General features: G+C 69.5%; 16 protein-coding genes. 9 read left to right on the forward strand and 7 right to left on the reverse strand.

Annotated features, from left to right (window positions below):
* Positions 1 to 21: 21 nt before the first annotated feature.
* The 5 genes from mshD to pstB all read left to right on the forward strand — a co-directional run bounded on the left by mshD (position 22) and on the right by pstB (position 4,856).
* A complete protein-coding gene (gene mshD / locus ABD989_RS01035) occupies positions 22 to 933 on the forward strand; it encodes a mycothiol synthase (protein ID WP_246994006.1) in 912 nt (303 codons plus the stop codon).
* A gap of 129 nt (positions 934 to 1,062) precedes the next feature.
* A complete protein-coding gene (gene pstS, locus ABD989_RS01040) occupies positions 1,063 to 2,130 on the forward strand; it encodes a phosphate ABC transporter substrate-binding protein PstS (RefSeq protein WP_345312108.1) in 1,068 nt (355 codons plus the stop codon).
* Positions 2,131 to 2,174: 44 nt separating this feature from the next.
* Positions 2,175 to 3,164 (forward strand): phosphate ABC transporter permease subunit PstC, encoded by a 990-nt coding sequence (pstC, locus tag ABD989_RS01045; RefSeq protein WP_345312212.1) that lies wholly within the window; start codon positions 2,175 to 2,177, stop codon positions 3,162 to 3,164.
* A gap of 1 nt (position 3,165) precedes the next feature.
* Complete coding sequence (gene pstA, locus ABD989_RS01050; protein ID WP_345312109.1) at positions 3,166 to 4,077, forward strand: phosphate ABC transporter permease PstA; 912 nt, start codon at positions 3,166 to 3,168, stop codon at positions 4,075 to 4,077.
* A gap of 2 nt (positions 4,078 to 4,079) precedes the next feature.
* Complete coding sequence (pstB, locus tag ABD989_RS01055; protein ID WP_246994015.1) at positions 4,080 to 4,856, forward strand: phosphate ABC transporter ATP-binding protein PstB; 777 nt, start codon at positions 4,080 to 4,082, stop codon at positions 4,854 to 4,856.
* Between the two features lie 78 nt (positions 4,857 to 4,934).
* On the opposite strand, the gene phoU is transcribed toward pstB, so the two are convergent.
* The 5 genes from phoU to ABD989_RS01080 all read right to left on the reverse strand — a co-directional run bounded on the left by phoU (position 4,935) and on the right by ABD989_RS01080 (position 10,856).
* Positions 4,935 to 5,597: a phosphate signaling complex protein PhoU gene (gene phoU / locus ABD989_RS01060; RefSeq protein WP_345312110.1), complete on the reverse strand. Its 663-nt coding sequence runs from the start codon at positions 5,595 to 5,597 to the stop codon at positions 4,935 to 4,937.
* Between the two features lie 82 nt (positions 5,598 to 5,679).
* Positions 5,680 to 7,863 carry an LCP family protein gene (locus tag ABD989_RS01065; protein ID WP_246994019.1) on the reverse strand — a complete coding sequence of 728 codons (2,184 nt, stop codon included), beginning with the start codon at positions 7,861 to 7,863 and terminating at the stop codon, positions 5,680 to 5,682.
* Positions 7,864 to 7,941: 78 nt separating this feature from the next.
* Positions 7,942 to 9,120 (reverse strand): tRNA dihydrouridine synthase DusB, encoded by a 1,179-nt coding sequence (dusB, locus tag ABD989_RS01070; RefSeq protein ID WP_345312111.1) that lies wholly within the window; start codon positions 9,118 to 9,120, stop codon positions 7,942 to 7,944.
* A 72-nt stretch (positions 9,121 to 9,192) separates the two neighbouring features.
* Positions 9,193 to 10,188 carry an acyl-ACP desaturase gene (locus ABD989_RS01075; RefSeq protein WP_246994021.1) on the reverse strand — a complete coding sequence of 332 codons (996 nt, stop codon included), beginning with the start codon at positions 10,186 to 10,188 and terminating at the stop codon, positions 9,193 to 9,195.
* A 137-nt stretch (positions 10,189 to 10,325) separates the two neighbouring features.
* On the reverse strand, positions 10,326 to 10,856 hold the full coding sequence (locus tag ABD989_RS01080) for a nuclear transport factor 2 family protein (protein ID WP_246994023.1): 531 nt from the start codon (positions 10,854 to 10,856) through the stop codon (positions 10,326 to 10,328).
* 155 nt (positions 10,857 to 11,011) lie between these two features.
* Between ABD989_RS01080 and ABD989_RS01085 the strand changes: the two genes are divergently transcribed.
* Entirely contained in the window at positions 11,012 to 12,520 is a 1,509-nt protein-coding gene (locus ABD989_RS01085; RefSeq protein ID WP_345312112.1) for a WS/DGAT/MGAT family O-acyltransferase, read from the forward strand.
* A gap of 80 nt (positions 12,521 to 12,600) precedes the next feature.
* Here the strand turns inward: ABD989_RS01085 and ABD989_RS01090 are convergent, their stop codons facing one another.
* A complete protein-coding gene (locus ABD989_RS01090) occupies positions 12,601 to 14,619 on the reverse strand; it encodes an NAD(+) synthase (RefSeq protein WP_345312113.1) in 2,019 nt (672 codons plus the stop codon).
* 35 nt (positions 14,620 to 14,654) lie between these two features.
* On the opposite strand from ABD989_RS01090, the gene ABD989_RS01095 reads away from it, so the two are divergent.
* Complete coding sequence (locus ABD989_RS01095; protein WP_345312114.1) at positions 14,655 to 15,263, forward strand: copper resistance CopC family protein; 609 nt, start codon at positions 14,655 to 14,657, stop codon at positions 15,261 to 15,263.
* On the forward strand, positions 15,260 to 16,183 hold the full coding sequence (locus ABD989_RS01100; protein ID WP_345312115.1) for a CopD family protein: 924 nt from the start codon (positions 15,260 to 15,262) through the stop codon (positions 16,181 to 16,183). Before ABD989_RS01095 ends, ABD989_RS01100 begins: the two co-directional genes overlap by 4 nt.
* A 7-nt stretch (positions 16,184 to 16,190) precedes the next feature.
* Here the strand turns inward: ABD989_RS01100 and ABD989_RS01105 are convergent, their stop codons facing one another.
* Positions 16,191 to 17,138 carry an alpha/beta fold hydrolase gene (locus ABD989_RS01105; protein WP_345312116.1) on the reverse strand — a complete coding sequence of 316 codons (948 nt, stop codon included), beginning with the start codon at positions 17,136 to 17,138 and terminating at the stop codon, positions 16,191 to 16,193.
* Between the two features lie 81 nt (positions 17,139 to 17,219).
* Here ABD989_RS01105 and ABD989_RS01110 point away from each other — a divergent pair, with 81 nt between their 5' ends.
* Complete coding sequence (locus tag ABD989_RS01110; RefSeq protein WP_345312117.1) at positions 17,220 to 18,125, forward strand: alpha/beta fold hydrolase; 906 nt, start codon at positions 17,220 to 17,222, stop codon at positions 18,123 to 18,125.
* The last annotated feature ends 17 nt before the right edge of the window (positions 18,126 to 18,142 follow it).

Here is an 18,142-nt window from a genome sequence, read left to right on the forward strand (position 1 = left end):
TCCGCGGGTTACGGTGAAACGATGACCGACCACGCCGCACCTCGCCTCCTGCACGGCGCGCTGAGCGCCGCCGACCGCTCGGCCGTCGACGACCTGCTACGCCGGGCCGCCGCCCACGACGGGGTGGAGCCGCTCTCCGAACAGTTCCGGCTGGCGCTCGACGCCGCCGACGCCCTCCACATGCGCTCCGAACACGGCTACGCCGGCATCGTGCTGCCGCCCGCGGGCGGGGGCGCGGTGGAGGCCGTGGTGGATCCGGAGTTCCGGGGCAACGGCGAGGGCGCGCTGCTGGTGGCGGCGGCCCTCGGAGAGGCCCGCCACGCGGCAGGCGGCGTCGCCCCGCAGATGTGGGCGCACGGGGACCTGCCGGCTGCCTCCGGGCTGGCTCGCAACCTGGGCTTGGAGCGGGTGCGCGAACTGCTGCAGCTGCGCCGCGGTCTGCCGCCCGCTGATGCGTCGGCGGTGCCGCTGCCGCCGGTACCCGAGCGCGACGACGTCGCGGTGCGTACCTACGCCGGACCCGCCGACGACGCCGAACTGCTGCGCGTGAACAACGCCGCCTTCAGCTGGCATCCGGAGCAGGGCGGCTGGGGGCAGCAGCAGATCGACGATCGGACGTCGGCGGACTGGTTCGATCCGGCCGGGCTGTTCCTGGCCTTCGACGTCGCCGACCCGAGCCGCCTGCTGGGCTTCCACTGGACCAAGATCGCCGACCCGGCCACCGGCCTGGGCGAGGTCTACGTGGTGGGCGTCGACCCTGATCAGCAGGGCCGCGGGCTCGGCTCGCTGCTCACCCTGGTGGGCCTGCATCACCTGGCTCACCAGGGCATGAGCGAGGTGGAACTGTACGTCGAGGGCGACAACGTCGCCGCGCTCGCCACCTACCGTGGACTCGGCTTCCGCTCGCACGCGATCGACGTCGCCTACCGCTGAGGTCTGCTTAGCAGGTTCGCCTGCCCGGTGTCAGCTGTTTGGATGCGCTTCACCTTCGCGACGGCTCGATCTCACCGAGCGTCGATAGCTTCGCCTTGTTGACGAAGCAATCGAAAGGTCTGCCCTCGCATGTCTGCGATTTTTAAGCCCGCCGCTCGTACCACCGCCGTCGTGTCCGCGGCCCTGGCCGCCGGCCTCGTGCTGACCGCCTGTGGCGGTGGCTCCGACTCCACCACCATCACCGGGGAAGGTTCCACCGCGCAGCAGAAGGCGATGACGCACTTCGCCGACGTCCTCACCGACGAAGGCGGGTCCATCCTCGACTACACCGGCTCCGGCTCCGGCGCCGGTGTGAAGAAGTTCCTCGCCGGCGACGTCGACTTCGCCGGTACCGACTCGCCGCTGAAGGGCGACGAGATCGCCCAGGCCAAGGAGCGCTGCGGCGGCAACGACGCCTGGCACCTGCCGATGGTCGTCGGCCCGGTCGCGATCGCCTACAACCTGCCCGGCGTGGACAAGCTGAACCTCAACGCCGCCGTGCTGGCGCAGATCTTCGACTCCAAGATCGCCAAGTGGAACGACCCGAAGGTCGCCGCCCTCAACCCGGGCATCGCGCTGCCGGACCTGGCGATCGTGCCGGTGCACCGCTCGGACAGCTCGGGCACCACCGACAACTTCACCCGCTACCTGCAAGACGCGGCGCCGCAGGACTGGCCGTACGAGCACTCCAAGGAGTGGGCGGGCAAGGGCGGCTCGGGCGCGGCCAAGTCGACCGGCGTCGGTGACACCGTGAAGAAGACCGCGGGCAGCGTCACCTACGTCGAGTGGGGCTTCGCCACCGAGAACGACCTGGGGGTGGCGGCCATCGACTTCGGCGCCGGACCCACCGAGCTCACCGCGCGTTCGGCGGCCAGCGCCCTCGACGGCGTCACCTTCGCCGAGCCGGGCAGCAAGAACCTCGTGGTGAACACCGACGCCCTGTACTCGATGTCCAAGGAAGGCGCCTACCCGCTGCTGCTCACCCCGTACTCGGTGGTGTGCTCGGCCGGCTACGACAACGCCGACCTCGGACCCGCGATGAAGGCGGCCTTCACCACCATCCTCGAGAAGGGTCAGACCGGCCTCGAGGAACTGGGCTTCGTGCCGCTGCCGCAGGCCTACTCGGCCACCCTGCGCGGCACGATCGACGCGCTGTGACCGCCCCGGAGACCACCGTGAACCCGCCGGTCACCACCGCATCGATCGGCGGGCGGCCCGAGCCGTCGGCGCCGACGCCTCCGTCGAACGGATCGTCGGGCGCGTTGACCGCGGTCTCGCGGTTCGGCGATCGGATCATGGCGACGCTGGCCACCGGTGCCGGACTGCTCGTGTCGGCCGCCATCGGCCTGATCGCGCTGTTCCTGCTTCTGCAGGCCGTGCCCGCACTGTCGAAGAACACCGAGAACTTCTTCACCTACACCGGGCCGTGGGTGGTCTCCGGTAGCGACCTGAAGTTCGGCATCGCGCCGCAGTTCTACGCCACCGTGCTGGTCTCGGTGATCGCGCTGGCGATCGCCATGCCGGTGGCGTTGGGCATCGCGCTGTTCGTCACCGAGTACGCCCCGCGGCGGATCGCCGGACCGGTCGCGTACATCGTCGACCTGCTCGCCGCCGTGCCGTCGATCGTGTACGGCCTGTGGGGCATCCTGGTGCTCGGGCCGGCGATGGTCGGCCCCAACCAGTGGTTGGTCGACAACCTCGGCTTTCTGCCGTTCTTCGCCGAACCGTCGAACGCGGCCAATATGTCCACCGGCGGCACTCTGCTCACCGCGGGCATCGTGCTGGCCGTGATGATCCTGCCGGTGATCACCGCGGTGACCCGCGAGGTCTTCGTGCAGACCCCGCGCGCACACCGCGAGGCGGCGCTGGCCCTCGGCGCCACCAAGTGGGAAGTGGTGCGGACCGCGGTGCTGCCCTTCGGTTTCTCCGGCTACCTCTCGGGCTCCATGCTGGGCCTGGGGCGTGCGCTCGGCGAGACGATGGCCCTGATGCTCATCATCTCGACGGTCGGGCCGATCAACTTCAACCTGCTCGAGAGCGGGCAGACCTTCGCCACGACGATCGCCAACAACGCCGCCGAGTTTGATTCGCCGGTGAAGACCGGCGCCTTCATCTCGGCGGGTCTGGTGCTCTTCGTGCTGACCTTCATCGTGAACGCCGCCGCGCGCAGCGTCATCACCCGGAAGTCCTGACATGAACAGTGAATCCACGGGCTCGGTACTCGACCGCCCCGCGCCGCCGACCGACCTCCGCCTCACCCGCACCTCCAAGCGGCGCAGCGCGACCGACAGTGTGGCCCGGGTCGCGGTCACGCTGTCGGTGGTGCTGGCGCTGCTGCCGCTCGGGTGGCTGGTGTACACCCTCGTCTCCCGCGGCATCGGCCCGATCCTCGACCCGGACTGGTGGCTGCGGTCCGAGCGCTACGGCGGTGCGGCCAATGCCATCGTCGGCACCCTGATGCAGACGGCGCTGGCCGCGGTCATCGCCATCCCGCTCGGCATCCTCGTCGCCATCTACCTGGTGGAGTACGCCGACGCGGGCGGCCGACTGGTGAAGGTCACCACCTTCATGGTCGACGTCCTGGCCGGCGTGCCGTCGATCGTGGCGGCCCTCTTCGTCTACGCGGTCTGGCGCACCACGCTGGATCTGCCGCGGTCGGGCTTCGTCGTCGCCCTCGCCCTGGTCCTGCTGATGATTCCGCTGGTGGTGCGGGCCACCGAGGAGATGCTCAAGATCGTCCCGCGCGAACTGCGGGAAGCGTCGTACGCGCTCGGCGTGCCCAAGTGGAAGACCATCCTGCGGGTGGTCCTGCCGACCGCGATGAGCGGCATCATCACCGGCATCATGCTGGCGGTGGCCCGCGTGATGGGCGAATCGGCACCCGTCCTGATCCTGGTCGGTGCCACCCGCGCGATGAATGTCAATCCGTTCGACGGTAACCAGCAGTCGCTGCCCCTGCAGATGCTGCAGGAGTACAACAGCGGGCCGAGCGGCTACGAAACCGTCTGGGGCTCCGCACTCACCCTCGTCATCGCGGTCGCGATCGTCTACGTGGCGGCCCGTCTGCTGGCCGCCTTCACCGGCCCGCGCACAGAAAGAAGCTGATCATGGCCAAGAGCCTCACCCTGGAAGACCTGAACATCTACTACGGCGACTTCCACGCCGTCAAAGACGTCTCGCTGAAGATCGCGCCCAAGTCGGTGACCGCCTTCATCGGGCCGTCCGGCTGCGGCAAGTCTACGGTGCTGCGCACCCTCAACCGCATGCACGAGGTGACCCCGCGGGCCTACGCCACCGGTTCGGTCATGCTCGACGACCTGGACCTGTACGGCAAGGACGTCGACCCGGTGGGCGTACGCACCACGGTCGGCATGGTCTTTCAGCGTGCCAACCCGTTCCCGACCATGTCGATCCGCGACAACGTGGTGGCCGGTCTCAAGCTGGCCGGCGTGCGCGACCGCAAGCGCCTGGACGAGGTGGCCGAGCAGAGCCTGCGCGGCGCCAATCTGTGGAACGAGGTGAAGGACCGCCTCAACAAGCCCGGCGGCGCGCTGTCCGGCGGCCAGCAGCAGCGGCTGTGCATCGCCCGGGCCATCGCGGTGTCCCCGCAGGTGCTGCTCATGGACGAGCCCTGCTCGGCGCTGGACCCCATCTCCACGCTGGCGATCGAGGACCTCATCGCCGAGCTGAAGAAGGACTACACGATCGTCATCGTGACCCACAACATGCAGCAGGCCGCCCGCGTCAGCGACCAGACGGCCTTCTTCAACCTGGAGGACGTCGGACAGCCCGGTCAGCTGGTGGAGGTCGGCGCCACCGTCGACATCTTCTCCAACCCGCAGCGCAAGGAGACCGAGGACTACATCTCCGGCCGCTTCGGCTGAACCCCCGAGATAAGCGAAAGACCCCGGCGTGCGCGCCGGGGTCTTTCCTATTGGTGTCTGTGGTGGGGTAGCAGCCGGTCAGCTGGCTTCCTTGAGCTGCTCCGGGGTCTTGCCGGTGGCCTGGAACACGACGCGGCGGGCGATGGAGACGGCGTGGTCGGCGAAGCGCTCGTAGTAGCGGCCGAGCAGCGTCACATCGACCGCGGAGGTGACGCCGTGCTGCCAGTCGCGGTCCATCATCACGGTGAACAGGTGACGGTGCAGGTCGTCCATCGCGTCGTCGTCCTCCAGGAGCGTCAACGCGTCTTCGGGGTTCTGACTCTGCAGCACGTGGTGGGCGCTGTGCGCCAGTTCGACGGCCAGCCGACCCATCTCCACGAAGTAGCCGGCCACCTCCTCGGGCAGCACCCGGGCCGGGTGGCGGCGGCGGGCGACCTTCGCCACGTGCAGGGCCAGCGCGCCCATCCGGTCGATCTCGGCGACGAGCTGGAAGCCGCCGACGATGTTGCGCAGGTCGCCGGCCACCGGCGCCTGCAGGGCGAGGAGTTCGAAGGCCATCTCCTCGGCCTCGGCCGAACGCGCGGCGAAACCGTCGTGGTCGCTGATCACCTGTTCGGCTCGTTCGAGGTCGGCGTCGAGCAGCGCTTGCGTCGCGCTCTCCATCTCGCGGCCGACAGTGTCACACATCTCGCCGAGCAGCGCGTTGAGCGCGACCATCTGCTCCTGATAGGCATCCCGCATGCGGCCAATGGTACGTCTGCGGCTCGGAGGGTCGCGGACGTGCGGGTGAAGGCGGCGTGAACAGTCGCTGACGCCTGACCGGTCAGCTGCAGGTGGTGTCGCCGGCGTTGGTCACCGAGAGGTCGTTCGGCAGCTCGGACACCGAGTCGGACTTCGGGAGCTGCGCGGCCGAGATGGTGCTGCCCGGGGTGGGGGCTTCGGTCATCGTGGTGGTGCCGCCGAAGTCCTCGCCCAGGATGATCTCGACGCCCACCTTCACGGTGGCGTCCTCCTGGATCCGGGCACCCGGGAACATCTGGGCGATGGTGACCGCCGAGTCGCGCTCACCGGCGCCGTAGCGCACCACGGTGTCGGAGCGGTTGCTCGACGCGTCGGCGACGCCCGGAACGTTGAATCCCTGGGCGATCAGTAGATTCATCACCGCGGTGGCCACGCCGGTCTGGCCGGAGCCGTTGAGCACGCGGACCGAGACGTTGCCCGGGTACTGCGCGGTGGCCTCGGCCGGGCTGCTGGTGCTCGGCGCCTTGGTCGGGGCGGGCTTCGGGGCGGCCGACGACGACGTGGACTTCGACTCCTTTTTCTCGCCCGGGAGGGGCTTGTCGTTGATGATCGCGTTGAAGATCGCGTCGATGTCCTCGGTCCGCGGAATCTCGTTGTTCTCGCCGTCGACGCTGGTACCCGACGTCGGGATGGTGAGGAAGGTGACCCGGCCGGCTTCGACGCCCTGCATCGAGTCGGCGAGCTGAATCAGCGAGTCGGTGTCGACGCCGTCGACCGTGGAGTACTCGATGAACGTCTTGACGATCTTGTTCAGCTTGCTGGGGTTCGAGAGCACGTCCGAGGACAGCGTGGATCGCAGCAGGGACGACAGGAACAGCTGCTGGCGCTTGATGCGGCCGTAGTCGCCGTTGCCCTCGGCCGAGATGTTGCGGGCGCGCACGTAGTTGAGGGCGCGCCGGCCCGTGAGCTTCTTGGTGCCGGCCTTGCGGAGGATGTAGCCGAGCTCGTAGTCGTACAGGGGGACGGTGGAGCACACGTTGACCCCGCCGATCACGTTGACGACCTTCTCGAAGCCCTCGAAGTCCATCGCGATGAAGTGGTTGATGTGCAGGCCGCTCATCTGAGTGAGCGTCTTGACCATGCACGACGGTCCGCCGTCGGCGTACACGCTGTTGAGCTTCACGTTGGTCGCCGGATAGAGGTCGCCGGCGTACTCGCCGGTCGCCGGATTCCACGACTGGCATTCGGGGCGATCCACCTGCAGGTCGCGCGGCCACGACACGGCGACCACCCGACTGCGGTCGGCGGGGATGTTCACCAGCAGGATGGTGTCGGCGCGACTGCCCTCGATGGAGGTCTCGTCACCGCCGCCGATCTTGGCGTTCTTGCCGGAACGCGAGTCGGTGCCGACGATCAGGTAGGTCTCGTCGCCGTACTGCGCATCCTTGTCCCGGATGTTCGGGTCGTTGCCGTCGACGGCGGCGACGTTGTTCCAGCTGCCGTTCCACCCGCGCTTGAGGTTCCACATGTAGCCGGTGCCGACCAGGGTCAGGACACAGACGAGGGCCACCAGCACGCGGCCGCTCTGCTGGGCGAGCCGGCGTCCGCTGACCGGTGCCTTCGCGGCGGTGGAGGACTTGCGGCGACGCGACCGGAGGCGCGTGACGACGTCGGTGAGGTCGGGGGTCGGCTCCAACGGGCGGCTGCGGCGCTTGCGCGCACGGGGCGCGGAGGCCTCGGCGTCGTCGTCGGCGGGCTCGGCGTCGGCGGGGCCGGACGCATGCTCGGGACCGCTCGGGGTCTCGGGGTTTCTCGGGGTCTCGGGTCCGCTCGGAGGAGCGGGCGGAGTCGGCGTCGCCGGGCTGCGAGATTCGGCCTGATTGCGAGATTCGGCCTGGGAGCGCTCAGCGGTGGCGGCCTCGGACAGATCCACCGGCGGCTGCGGGCGACGGAACGTCGGCAGCGCCTGGGTCACGGTGTCGTCCCCGGGGATCGGGTCGGCGGGCGACCCGGGGGTCGCCGGAGGGCTCTGCATGCCCATCTCGTCCATCAGTTGACGGACGGTCAGGCGGCCCCGGCCGGGGACCGAGCGTTCCCGGTGCGCCGGTTCGCGCAGGCCGGAGATCTCCGACGAGTCGTCGGCGGTCGGATCGCCGAAGCGGCTCTGGAAATCGTACGACTGCGACGTCCGACTCGCCCGCCGGGAACGCCGCGCAGGCCCCGCGGGGGGCTCCGGCGGCGTGCCGGGTGGTTCGTTCGAAGTCACAGGTGGTCCTTACTGGCTGGTTCAGAGGCTGGGCACATCGTAATGGGCGCAACTGAGAGGAATCTGTAGGCGGGCCGGTCAGCCGCCGGAGTGCATGATCTCCGCGCCTTCGGGAACGATGTCCTCTTCGGGATCGTCGAGCCAGCCCTCGGGCAGGTGCACGCTCGCCGGGGTGCCCTGACGGCCGCGCGGACCGTGCCCGTCGTCGGGGAACGGGGCGTCGGCGTCCAGTCCGTCGATCAGCTTCTGCAGGTCAGCGAGGCTGCTGACCAAGGACAGCTGGGAGCGGACGTCCGAGCCGGCCGGGAACCCGCGCAGGTACCAGGCGATGTGCTTGCGGATCTCGCGCATGCCCTTGTCCTCGCCGTGGTGCGCGCTGAGCAGCTCGCCGTGGCGGTACATGATCTGGCCCACTTCGCCCAGATTCGGGGCCGCGGGGGCCGGTTCGCCGCGCAGTCGTGCGGACAGTTCGGCGAACAGCCACGGGCGACCGAGGCAGCCGCGGCCGATCACGACGCCGTCGCATCCGGTCTGCGCCATCATGCGCACCGCATCCTCGGGTTCGAAGATGTCGCCGTTGCCGAGCACCGGAATCGAGGTGACGTGCTCCTTGAGGCGCGCGATCTGATCCCAGTGGGCCGTGCCGGAATAGCGCTGCGCGGCGGTACGCGCATGCAGGGCGACGGCGGCCGCGCCCTCCTCCCCGGCGATGCGTCCCGCATCGAGGTGGGTGTGGTGGTCGTCGTCGATACCGATGCGGAACTTCACGGTCACCGGGATGTCGGTGCCCTCGGTGGCCTTGACCGCGGCCGCGACGATCCGGCGGAACAGGCGGCGCTTGTACGGGATGGCCGAGCCTCCGCCGCGCTTGGTCACCTTGGGGACCGGGCAGCCGAAGTTCATGTCGATGTGATCGGCCAGGCCTTCGTCGACGATCATCTTCGCGGCGCGGTAGGTGTACTCCGGATCCACCGTGTACAGCTGCATCGAGCGCGGCGATTCGGACGGGTCGAAGGTGGTCATGTGCATGGTGACCGAGTGGCGCTCGTAGAGGGCGCGGGCGGTGACCATCTCGCAGACGTAGAGGCCCGAGACGGTGCCGGTGCGGGCGAGTTCGAGTTCGCGGCACAGCATGCGGAAGGCGACGTTGGTGACGCCGGCCATCGGCGCGAGGACCACCGGGCTGTTCAGTTCGATCGAGCCGATCCGCAGTTTGTCGGTGCTCGGGAGCGCCGCGCCGTCTGCCGGAAACAGCACGGAACCGGCGCCCTCGGTGGTCGAGGGCGCCGGTGCCAGGGTGTTGCTACTCAGGGTTCGCGTCCTTGCTGATCAGGAAGCGGCCTTGGCGGCCTTGGCCGCTTCGCGGGCGAGGGAACGGTCGCGCATCTCCTCGAAGCGGGAGGCGTCGGCCTCCAGCTGCTCCAGGAAGGCGGCCAGCTCGTCGCGGGTCTTCTCACCCTCGGCGCCGAAGTCGTTGCGCTCGAAGACGTTCCACTTCCGCAGGACCGGCATGATGACCTCTTCGAGGTGCTGACGCAGGTCGTAGATGCCGTGCTTGGCCATCAGGACGCCGTGGCGACGGAAGTTCGGCATGCCGGCACCGGGCATCTGGAAGTTGGTGACGATGTCGGTGACCGCGCGCAGCGTCTGGTCCGGCGACAGGTCCATGCCCGCGCCGCAGATGTTGCGGTAGAAGATCATGTGCAGGTTCTCGTCGGCGGCCACGCGCTGCAGCATGCGGTCGGCGATCGGGTCGTTGCAGGCCTTGCCGGTGTTGCGGTGGCTCACCCGGGTGGCGAGCTCCTGGAAGGTCACGTAGGCGACCGAGTGGAGCAGGCCCACACCGTCGATGTCCTGACCCTCGAGCTCCTCGGTCCGGCCGGCGGCGGCGAGCATCGGGTCGTAGCCGTTGGTCATGTGGATCATCCGGGCCTCTTCGAGGGCCACGGGATCCACGCCGCGGGTCACCACGAGGTAGTCGCGCATCACGATGGAGTGGCGGTTCTCCTCAGCGGTCCAGCGGCCCACCCAGTGGCCCCAGGCGGAGTCCATGGAGAAGTTGTCGGCGATCACCCGGTGGTACGAGGGCAGGTTGTCCTCGGTCAGTAGGTTGGTGATCATCGCGGCCTTGGCGACCTCGTCGAGCTTGCTGTCCGCGGGGTCGTAGTCGACGCCGCCGTTGGCGGCGAAATCCTTGCCGTCGGACCACGGCACGTAGTCGTGCGGGTTCCAGTCGCGGGCCACCTTGAGGTGCCGGTTGACGTTGTCTTCGGCCGTCGACTCGAGCTCCCGGAGAAGCTCGAGTTGCGTGAGTTCACGTGCCATCGGTGAATCCTCTGGGTCGGGGGCGTTCGGCGTCGACAAGCGGACTTGTCGACGAAAGATCTCTCTTCAGGCTACGGCACTTGCGAGGTCGTCCCAAGTCTGTCGGGGTGTTCGGCGCCGTATCCGGGTCCATGGACTCAGTCGTCGGCGCGCTTGCGGCGCGGGGCGAATGCGGCGCCGTAGGTCTCCATCCAACGACGCGCCGGTTCGTCGAGCGTGCCGCACTCGGCGGCCCGCACGCACCAGTCGTAGGTCATCTTCCCGAACTCCATCGGGTTGTAGACGTCCTCCTCGCTGCTCCACAGGCCGTCGCCGGCGTAGGTGAGGATGGTGATGTTGGTGGCGCCCCATCTGCTGCCGTCGCCCGGATCGCGCATCGGGTTGTCGATCTCGCAGATCACCCGGCCGGTCTTCGGGTCGCTGACATGCCACAGCGAGGGGTACTCGGTCATGTGGCTGCCCGGGAACGACGTCATCGTCTTGGTGACCCAGGCGCGGATGGCTTCCCGTCCGTCGAACGTGCCGTAGGCGTGTTCCACGTAATGGGCGTCTTCGGTGAACTGGTCGGTCCAGCGGTCCCAGTCACGGCTCACCGCGACTTCGGCGACGGTCTGTTGGAACACGGCGAAAGCGGCATCGAGTTCTGCTGCGGAGAATCTGTCGGTCACGCAAGAACTGTAACGTGTTCTAATATTGCAGGGGGCGGGTATGAATTCGGCCTCCTTCAAGGCCGGGCCCGCGGGTGGTCGCGAGTCTACTGTGGACTTGAGGCCCGCACCGGGGTCGGCCCCGATGAATTTCGACGAGCAGGGGAGCAACCTGAATGGAACGGCTCAGTGGTCTGGACGCCTCCTTTCTGTACTTGGAGACGCCGTCGCAGGTGATGAGCGTCGCGGCGATCCTGCAGATCGATCCGTCGACCATTCCGGGCGGATACTCCTTCGGGAAGCTGCGGACCGAGATGGCGCGCCGCGTCAAGGGTCTGCCGATCTTCCGCCGCAAGCTGGCCGATTCGGTGACCAACATCGACCATCCGGTGTGGGTGGAAGACGAGGACTTCGACATCGAGCGGCACGTGGTCCGTATCGCGATCCCGTCGCCGGGGCGCGTGCGCGAGGTGGCGCAGATGTGCAGTCATCTCGTCGGTCAGCAGCTCGACCGTAAGAAGCCGCTCTGGGACCTCTGGGTGATGGAGGGCATGGAGAACGACCGCGTCGCGCTGCTGCTCCGCATGCACCACGCCTCGGTCGACGGCGCCACGGTCGCCGACATCCTCGGTCAACTGGCCACCGTGTCGCCGGATCCGCCCGAGCTCGATCCCGAGCAGGTCGCGATCACCGCGGGGGAAGCGCCGCGCGTGGAGCTGGCCGTCGGCGGCGCCCTCAACTACTTCTGGCAGCGTCCGATCGCCGCCGTGAAACTGATCCCGAAGAGCCTGCCGGTGCCGGTGGAGTGGATCAAGCGCGTGCGCTCGGGCGACGGCATGCCCGCACCCTTCCTCGCACCGCGCACCCGCTTCAACGCGCCGCTCACGCCGCGCCGCTCGATCGCGCTGACGCAGTTGCCGATGGCCGAGGTGAAGCGGATCAAGGACCACTTCGGCGTCAAGGTGAACGACGTGGTGCTGGCCATGACCGGTGGCGCGCTGCGCGACTACCTGGACGAGCGCGCCGAGCTGCCCGACGACCCGCTGGTCGGTCTGGTGCCGGTGTCTGTGCGCGGCGCCGAAGAGAAGGACCTCGTGGTGGCCGGCACCAACAAGGTGACCGGCATGTTCACCCGACTGCCCACCACGGTGGCCGACCCGATCGAGCGGCTGCGCGTGGCCGGCATCTACGCCAACCAGGCCAAGGCGCACCACAGCGACGTCGACCCGAACATGTTGCGCGCGTTCGCCGAGTTCGCGCCCGGCAACACGCTCGGGGCGTTCATGCGGCTCTACGCCGACCGTCGACTGTCGGCCCTGCACCCGCCGATCTTCAACACCGTGATCTCCAACGTCGCCGGGCCGCCGTACGACATGTACCTGCTGGGCGGCCGCGTGGAGTCGGTCTACCCGCTGGCGCCGATCTTCCACGGCCTCGGGCTGAACATCACCGTGTTCTCGGCGGGCGGCGTGCTCAACATCGGTCTGCTCACCTGCCCGGACATCACCCCGGACATCTGGGACCTCTGCGACGGCTTCGAGAAGCAGCTCGACGAGCTGACCGCCGCGGTCGACGCCGAGGTGGCGGCGACCGAGGTGGCCGAGGCCATGGATGAGGAAGTGCGCGCCGCGGCCGAGGCGGCCGTTGTCGACGAGATCAAGGTGCTGCACGTCGAAGGCGAGTAACCCCGATACGCCGCTGCCCCTCCGGATCGGAGGGGGCAGCGGTGTATCGGGGGTGCGTCTTCGGGTGCGTCGCGCGGGCGCTAGCGCAGGCCGTCGAGCCAGACGGTGGCCGGAGCGTCCGACGGGGCCCGCCAGTCGCCGCGCGGCGACAGCGAGCCGCCGGACCCGATCTTCGGGCCGTTCGGCATGGCCGTACGCTTGAACTGGTTGGCCATGAAGCGGCGGAGGAACACCTCCAGCCACCGGGCGATGGTGGCGGCGTCGTACTCGTTCCGCTCGTCGTCGGCCATCATCGACGGCCAGTGGCCGGTGTTCTTGTCCCGCCAGGCCTGCTCGGCGAGGTAGGCGATCTTGGCCGGCCGGTACCCGTAGCGGGTCAGGTAGTAGAGGAAGAAGTCGTGCAGCTCGTACGGGCCGACGGTGTCCTCGGTGCTCTGCACCGCGCCGTCCTCGCCCGGCGGGATCAGCTCCGGGGTGATGACGTCGGCGAGGATCTCGCGCAGCGCGGCGGTGGTCTCCGGCAGGTACGACCCGGCGTCGATCATGGCGCGGATCTGGTGCTGGATCAGCGACTTCGGCACCGAACCGTTCACGTTGTAGTGCGACATCTGGTCGCCGACACCGTAGGTGCACCAGCCCAGGGCCAGTTCGGACAGGTCGCCGGTGCCCAGGACGATGCCGCCGAGGTGGTTGGCCAGGCGGAACAGATGCGACGTCCGTTCTCCGGCCTGCACGTTCTCGAAGGTGACGTCGTAGACCGGCTCACCCTCGGCGAACGGGTGCCCCAGATCGGCCAGCATCTGCAGGCACGACGGCCGGATGTCGAGTTCGGTGCCGCTGACGCCCAGCGAATCCATCAGCACGTGGCTGCGCGCCAGCGTGTGCGAGGCCGTCGCGAAGCCCGGCATCGTGTACGCGTGGATGTCGGTGCGGTCCAACCCGAGGCGGTCGAAGGTCTCCACCGCGGCCAGCAGCGCGAGCGTGGAGTCCAGGCCGCCGGAGACGCCGATCAGCACGCGGGTCAGCCCGGTGGCGCGCAGGCGCTGGGCCAGACCCTGGACCTGAATGTTCATCACGTCGCGGCACCGCTGCTGGCGGTCGGCCTCGGAGGTCGGCACGAACGGGTAGCGGGGCACGCGCCGGCGCAGGTCCGGGTCGGCGTCGTCGAGGTCGCCGAGCGTGAAAACGATGCGGCGGAAGTCGCGCGCCGCGGCGGCGTAGTCGCCGACCTGGTCGCGCAGGCTGATCATCCGGGCGCGTTCCTGCCGCAGCCGATCGAGGTCGACGTCGGTGACGATGAGCTGCTCGTCCATCGCGAAGGCTTCGCTGCGGGCCAGGAGGGTGCCGTTCTCGGCGATCAGGGCGTCGCCGTCCCAGGCCAGGTCGGTGGTCGACTCGCCGAAGCCGGACGCCACGTACACCTGCGCGGCCACGCAGCGGGCCGACTGACCGGTGACCAGAGCCTCCCGGTAGGCCTCCTTGCCGACGGTCACCGGGCTGCCGGACAGGTTCACCAGCACCGTCGCTCCGGCGAGGGACGCCAGGGTGCTCGGCGGGATCGGCACCCAGCTGTCCTCGCAGACCTCGGCGTGCACGCGGAAGCCGGGCAGGTCCGCGGCCTCGAAGATCAGGTCGGTGCCGAACGGGACCTCCTGGCCGCCGAACACCACCGAGTCGACCACGGCGTCGCGGGCGGCGGCGAAGTAGCGTTGCTCGTAGAACTCGCGGTAGTTCGGCAGATACGACTTGGGGGTCACCCCGAGGATCTGGCCGTCTTGGATAAGGATCGCGCAGTTGAACAGGGCGTCGTCCACGCGCAGCGGGGCGCCGACGGCCACCAGGGGACGAAGCCCGAGCGTCGCCTCGACGATCTCGTCGAGGGCCGCCATCACCGCGTCACCGAGCGCGTCCTGCTGGACGAGGTCGTCCACGCTGTACCCGCACAGGCCCAGCTCGGGGAAGACCACCAGCGCGGCGTCCGCGGTGTGGGCCTGCTGAATCAGGGCGATGGTGCGTTCGGCGTTGCGCTGCGGATCGGCCAGTGCCACGAGCGGCACGGCGGCGGCGATGCGGGCGAAGCCGTGAGAATAGACCGACACCGCTCTACGTTATCCCGCCTGGCATCATGGGGCGCATGAAGCTCACCTCGATCGTTCCCGTCCCCGTGTCCGGTTCGACCTCCGCTGCCGCGCGGCCCGCGCGTCGCCCCGCCGCGGTGGTGATCACGTCGGTGGTGGCGCTGCTCGTCGGGTTCTTCGGAGTCGGGCTCGCGGCCGCGGGGCCGGCCGCCGCGCACTCGGGTGTGATCAGCTCGTCGCCGGCCAGCGGTGCCGAGCTCGACCGTTCCCCGGGCGAGGTGTCGGTCACCTTCAACGAGGAGCTGCGCGCCGAGTACGCGACGCTGCTGGTGATCGGCCCGGACGGCCACTTCTGGCAGCAGGGCGACCCGGTGGTGAGCGGCCGCACGGTGTCGGTGCCGGTCAACGCGCTCGGCCCGGTGGGCGAGTACAAGGTCAACTTCCGCGTCACCTCGGCCGACGGCCACCCCGTGCAGGGGCAGCAGACCTTCACGCTCACCGTCGCCGGTGACGGACAGCCCGGTGCGCTCGCCGACGCGGAAGAGCTGGCCGTGACCGACGAGGGCAGCGGCTTCCCGGTGTGGGCGATCGTGCTGATCGTCGTGGTGGTGCTCCTGGTGATCGCCGGGGCTGTGGTGCTGGTGCTGCGTCGCCGGGAAGAGTGAGTCTCCCGCAACTCACCGTCGCCGGGCCCCGTCGCGCGGGCCTGGTCCTGATCGGCGGTCTCCTCGGCGTCCTCGTCGGGCTGGCGCTGTGCGTGGCCCTGGCCGGGGCGGCCGGTCCGCTCTCCTCGGCCTGGCCCGCCGGGATCGCGCTGGCCGCAGGCAGCCTGCTGGTCGGGCTCGGGGCGCTGCCCCTGATCGGCGCCGACCCGGCGCCCGCGCTCATCGCCGGGACCGCCGGCTGCTGGGGCGCGGCCTCGCTGATCGTGGCCTGGCTCCAGGTGGCCGAGCGGGCCGGTCGGCCACCGCTGCAGGTGCGCCTGGACGACATGGTGCTCGGCGTGCAGACCGGATTGGCCGCGCTGGTCTGCGTCGCCGGCGCGATCGTGGTGCTGGCCTGGGCGTACCGGCCGTTCGCACCGTCGACCCTGGTGGCCGTCGTCGCCGGGACCGGCGTGCTCGCGGTGGCGGTCACCGGGCACGCCGCGGTGACCGGCTGGGGACCGCTGCTGGTCGGGGTGCACGCGGTGCTGGCGGCCTGGTGGGCCGGCACCCTCGCCGCGCTGGCGCTGACCGTGCGCGGGCGGGGCGGGTGGGCGCGCTCGCTCCCGGAGTTCTCCCGGTGGGCGTTGCCCGCGGTGGGCGTGCTCGTCGTCGCCGGGGTGGCCGCCGCCCTCACCGAGTTGGGGTGGAGTGCGGACTGGTGGCAGACGGGTTACGGGCGGGTGGTCCTGGCCAAGGCCGCGGGCCTGGTCGCCGCGCTGGCGCTGGCCGCTCATGCGCGTCGAACGTGGGTACCCGCGGCCGCCCGGCATCGCACCGACGAGGCCGTCTCCCTGCGGCGTGCCGTGGCGGAGACGCTCGTGCTCGCGGTACTGCTGGGCTTGGCCGCCGGACTGGCGACCACCGCACCCGCGGGTTAGTCGCCGATTAAGCCAGGGCCGACAGCGGGGTGCGGTCGTGGCGCAGCGACTCGTCCGGCCACGTCGCCAGCACCTGGTCGATGATCTCCACCGACATGCCGAGCGTGCTCAGGTGGCTCTGACCGGGCACCGTGACCAGCTCGGCGTTGGGCAGCAGCGTGACCATGTGCTGACCGTGCGCGTACGGAATGATGTTGTCGCGGTCGCCGTGCCACCAGGTCACCGGGACGGTGACGTCGCCGACTCGGAAACCCCAGTCCCGCACGAAGAGCGCGAGATCGGCGAACGGCGCCTCCATGCGGCGGCTGCCGCCGTGCAGGAGGTCGTCGAGGAACATGGCCTTGAACTCGGGACGCGACAGCAGTTCGCGGTCGGCGTCGGGGGAGAGACGGCCGTAGGTGGCGATGGCCGGCTCGGCGATCGGACGGGCGACGGACAGCACCGCGCTGACCGCCTTGCCGATCGGGCCGCCGGCCTTGGTCAGGAGCGGCTCCACACTGCGGATGTTGTCGACGGCGCCGCCGGCGATCCCGTCCGGGCCGGTCACCGGTGCCACGCCGCCGACGATGCCGACGGAGACCACGCGGTCGGGCAGGAAACGGGCGCACGCCAGGGTGTAGGGGCCGCCGCCGGACATGCCGATCACCGAGCAGCGATCGACGCCGAGGGTGCTGAGCACGATCTGGAAGTCGGAGGTGAACTCACTGATCGACGCGTAGCGGTGGGCGGTCGACGAGCCCACGCCGGGCCGGTCGAGTCCGATCAGCCGGAAGCCGCGCTCCTCGGCGTACTCGCGGGCCTCGCACGGGATCTGACGTCGTGCGCCCGGCGTGCCGTGCAACCAGATGACGACGGGGCCGGTGGGGGAACCGAACTCGGAAAAACCGATGCGGCGTCGTCGCTTGTCGCCGACAGCCACGGAGCCCTCGAGTTTGGGGCGGTCAATCGCAATCACCGGCGCAGTATTGCAGGTATTCATCCGGACTGTGAAACGATTCTCAGGATTTGTCTCGGTTCGGCGCGTAAAGTCGAGTCCGTGGGTAACAATTTGGCGAAGTTCGGTGCCGTCAAGCGCGCGATCGGACATGTGGTGAGTCCGTATCCCGTCCGTGACCTGCCGACCGGTGAATACCTCGATCTGCCGGGGCGTGGCACCACGTTCATCACCGATTCCGGGCCGCGTGAGGCCCCGGTGCTGTTCCTGCTCCACTCGGTCGCGACCACCGGCCTGCTCTGCTGGTACCCGGTGATTCCGGAGATGTCCAAGGACTTCCGGGTCATCACCATCGACCACCGCTGGCACGGCCGCGGCATCCGCTCGGCCGACTTCACGCTCGAGGACTGCGCCGACGACGCGGTCGCGGTGGCCGACGTCCTCGGCATCAACCACTTCACGGCGGCCGGCTTCTCGATGGGCGGCGGCATCGCGCAGCTCGCGTGGAGGCGGCACGCGGATCGGATCGACGGCATGGTGCTGTGCTCCACCGGACCGTTCTTCTCCAGCCTCGATCCGGAGGAGTTGGCCCGCGACGAGAAGATGGCGTCGATCGCGCGCCGCTTCGATCGCTACCTGCCCATCCCGTCGGATGCGCGCCTGAACGACTGGTCGCAGCATCCGGCCAAGTGGGGGATCAGCCAGTTCCTGGCCACGCCGATCAGCAAGCTCGGCGCCTTCAGCGAGGCGATGGCGACCTTCGACTCGCGCGACTGGCTCGGGGAGATCGACGTGCCGACCTCGGTGGTGATCTCCACGCGCGACAAGACGGTGCCGCCGCAGCGGCAGGCCCTGCTGTCCGAGGGCATCGCCGACACGCTCGACTTCCCGGTCGACGGCGGACACGCCTGCTGCGTGATCGGTGCCGACCAGTTCGTTCCGGCCTTCGGTGACGCCGTGCGGTCGGTGCTCGCTCGGCGCCGGGCCCCTGCGGTGCTGCTGCCCTGAGGCCGCGCGGTAAGCTC

Origin of the sequence: Gordonia alkaliphila (assembly GCF_039542465.1) — a bacterium.
Taxonomy (GTDB): Bacteria; Actinomycetota; Actinomycetes; order Mycobacteriales; family Mycobacteriaceae; genus Gordonia; species Gordonia alkaliphila.

What these genes read in the sequence shown, in the direction of transcription:
- ABD989_RS01075 (WP_246994021.1), bottom strand. Translation starts at nt 10,188, where the DNA reads ATGGCACGTGAACTCACGCAACTCGAGCTTCTCCGGGAGCTCGAGTCG.
- ABD989_RS01085 (WP_345312112.1), top strand. Translation starts at nt 11,012, where the DNA reads ATGGAACGGCTCAGTGGTCTGGACGCCTCCTTTCTGTACTTGGAGACG.
- pstS (WP_345312108.1), top strand. Translation starts at nt 1,063, where the DNA reads ATGTCTGCGATTTTTAAGCCCGCCGCTCGTACCACCGCCGTCGTGTCC.
- mshD (WP_246994006.1), top strand. Translation starts at nt 22, where the DNA reads ATGACCGACCACGCCGCACCTCGCCTCCTGCACGGCGCGCTGAGCGCC.
- pstB (WP_246994015.1), top strand. Translation starts at nt 4,080, where the DNA reads ATGGCCAAGAGCCTCACCCTGGAAGACCTGAACATCTACTACGGCGAC.
- ABD989_RS01095 (WP_345312114.1), top strand. Translation starts at nt 14,655, where the DNA reads ATGAAGCTCACCTCGATCGTTCCCGTCCCCGTGTCCGGTTCGACCTCC.
- pstA (WP_345312109.1), top strand. Translation starts at nt 3,166, where the DNA reads ATGAACAGTGAATCCACGGGCTCGGTACTCGACCGCCCCGCGCCGCCG.
- phoU (WP_345312110.1), bottom strand. Translation starts at nt 5,597, where the DNA reads ATGCGGGATGCCTATCAGGAGCAGATGGTCGCGCTCAACGCGCTGCTC.